The 1,075-nt window shown below is 63.3% G+C and carries 1 protein-coding gene and 1 pseudogene; both read right to left on the bottom strand.

Going from position 1 to position 1,075, the window contains the following annotated elements; genetic code table 11:
- Positions 1-174: 174 nt before the first annotated feature.
- A complete protein-coding gene (locus J7E68_RS19365; protein WP_251049185.1) occupies positions 175-690 on the bottom strand; it encodes a DUF3515 family protein in 516 nt (171 codons plus the stop codon).
- A pseudogene (locus J7E68_RS19360) lies at positions 675-1,075 on the bottom strand (apolipoprotein N-acyltransferase); the annotation flags it as partial. The gene J7E68_RS19365 and the pseudogene J7E68_RS19360, both read right to left, overlap by 16 nt.

The following is a 1,075-nucleotide window of genomic DNA, read 5'->3' as shown; positions in this document are numbered from 1 at the left end:
CACCGGAAAGATTGACGATCAGCTTCGCGGCCGGGAGTCCCCATCGCACGAGCGCTCCAGGGTCATTGGTGAGTCTCGGTGCAGCTCCTCCACCGATCGCGAGCCCGACCACCGCAGCGATGAGTGCGGCGACAACGAGAATCGTCGGACCAACAATCCGGAGAACAACGGGATTCATGGAGCGGTTTCTCCCGTCTCATCGCCCACGACGTCTGGGTCTTCGGTCACAGGTGCCGTGCATTCACCGGTCTTGGGGAGCTGCTGGATCGCCCCGGCGAGAGATTCAAGAACCGCGTCTGCCGACAGGGTGGTGGTGTCCACGTACACCTGGGCAGCTGGCTCTCGGCCGTAGGTTGTGAGCCGCAGATTCGGGGTGTCCTCCTCGTCGACGATCCAATCGACGCCACCCAAGCTGACACATTGCAGCGTGGTGGGGGCCGGGGGCTCCAACCCGCAGGTGAGGAGCACGCTGCTGGGGGTGCCCCATGCTGCGGTGGCCTGAGCGTCCGTCCAGACGCGAGCCTGGTCGCCTATCGAGTCCGGTAGTCGTACGGTGACCTCTGCGCACAGCGGGTCATTCGCGTTTGCTGCGGGCTCGAGGTGGACGGTGGGTGCGCAGCTGCTGAGTAGAAACAGGGCGCAGAGTGCCGCGACAGAGGTCAGAATCTTGAGTTTCACAACTTCATCCATCCGTCTTCCTGGGAGTGAGCATCCGACCGCCGCTGTCGGATCGACATGACGAGCAGCGCGAGTACGCTTCCGATACTGAGTGTCCAGCCGAGCCAAGGCATCAGCACGACGGCGAGGGTCGTGCCGGTGCGGAGGGGGACCTCGGTGATCTTCGCCGCGGTCGTGTCCACCGCAACCTGAGCCAACACTTTTCCATCGCGGCCGATGACTTGACTGGTCCCGGTGGTGGAGACGTTGACGGCAGTTCTCCCTGTTTCGAGCGCGCGCATACGGGCGATGGCCAGCTGTTGGAGGTTCTCGTCCGTGCCTCTGAAATCCGCATTGTTGGTTTGAAACACGAACATCTGCGCGCCAGAGGCAGCGCTCTGGTGGATGACGTCGTCGT

The sequence above is a fragment of the Microbacterium sp. ISL-103 genome, from assembly GCF_018613995.1.
Taxonomy (GTDB): Bacteria; Actinomycetota; Actinomycetes; order Actinomycetales; family Microbacteriaceae; genus Microbacterium.
Note: the sequence above shows the minus strand (reverse complement) of the source record. Positions and strands in the feature narration are given on the sequence as shown.

What these genes read in the sequence shown, in the direction of transcription:
- J7E68_RS19365 (WP_251049185.1), bottom strand. Translation starts at nt 690, where the DNA reads ATGGATGAAGTTGTGAAACTCAAGATTCTGACCTCTGTCGCGGCACTC.